The following is a 1150-nucleotide window of genomic DNA, read 5'->3' as shown; positions in this document are numbered from 1 at the left end:
CCACCCCTCCGGCAATGCCCGCGCCAGCTGGTCCCGCTCCGTGGCCTCCAGCAGCGCGTGCAGCAACGCGGGCTCCGACTCCGGATGCGCCCCGGAGCCGTTCGTCGTCCACGCCACCGACACCGGACCCAGCTCCACCGTGCCCGACGGTGGGCAGTACACACCCTGCGCCGGCACCCAGACCCGTTCGTTCCCGTCCAGCGTCCGCGCCTCGCACCACGCCAGCCGCACCGCCGGCCCCGCGAGCCTCGGCGCCACCACCGCGCCCGCCGACCCCAACGCCTCCACGCCCCACACCGTGTCGCCTGCCCGCTCCAGCTCCGCCTGGGAGCCCCAGCGCAGCCGCTCCGGCCGCACCGTCTCCGCCGCCCACAACTCCGCCGTCTCGAAGAGGGCGCCCCGGGCCGCGGCCTCGTAGGTGAGCCCCTTGCCGTTACATACCTGGAGCACGTGTCCACCCGGACGCACCGCGCAGGCGACCTCCACGCCGGTGCGGTCCAGGCCGGTGACCCGGGCGACCCGGGTCACGCCCAGGCCTCGGGCCAGGGCATCGAGAAAGGTGGGGGAGAGGGGGTCCGTCAGGGCAGGCGGCACGGTGGGGCACCTTAGCGGACCCCCGGCGCGGCGCGGCATGGGATGACGGGGAAAACGTGGTAGGGGAAGGACAGCCCCCGCCGTCGGAACGGAGCGCGCATCGAATGATTGCCGTTGGAGAGCTCGCACCCGACTTCGCCGCCACCGACTGCCACGGGCAGCCCGTGCGCTTGTCGGAGCTGCGAGGCCGGCGCGTCGTCCTCTTCTTCTTCCCGCGCGCCTTCACCGTGGGTTGCACCATCGAGAACCGCGCGTTCAGGGACAACCACGAGCGGATCCGCTCCCTGGGAGCGGAGCTCGTCGGCGTCTCCGTGGACACGCTCACCACCCAGTGCGACTTCGCCGAACAGGAGGGCATCCACTTCGCCCTCCTCGGAGACGACGAGCGGCGGATCAGCCGCGCCTGGGGCGTGCTCTGGCCCGTCCTCAACATCGACCGGCGCGTCACCTTCATCATCGGCGCGGACGGCGTCGTCGAACACGTCATCCACCACGAGGTGCGCGTCTACCGCCACCTGGACGACGTGCTGAAGTACCTCCAGAACCACCCCACCGC

2 protein-coding genes are annotated in these 1150 nt (G+C 72.4%); one reads left to right on the top strand and one right to left on the bottom strand.

Annotated features, from left to right (window positions below; translation table 11 throughout):
* Positions 1-594, bottom strand: a 594-nt coding sequence (locus tag D7X55_RS39555) for a YcaO-like family protein (protein ID WP_233610377.1), incomplete at its 3' end; no start/stop codon positions are given.
* 104 nt (positions 595-698) lie between these two features.
* On the opposite strand from D7X55_RS39555, the gene D7X55_RS39550 reads away from it, so the two are divergent.
* The coding region (locus D7X55_RS39550) for a peroxiredoxin (RefSeq protein WP_147470429.1) at positions 699-1150 on the top strand (452 nt) is incomplete at its 3' end.

The sequence above is a fragment of the Corallococcus sp. AB049A genome (assembly GCF_003668885.1).
In the GTDB taxonomy this organism is placed as follows: Bacteria; Myxococcota; Myxococcia; order Myxococcales; family Myxococcaceae; genus Corallococcus; species Corallococcus interemptor.
Note: the sequence above shows the minus strand (reverse complement) of the source record. Positions and strands in the feature narration are given on the sequence as shown.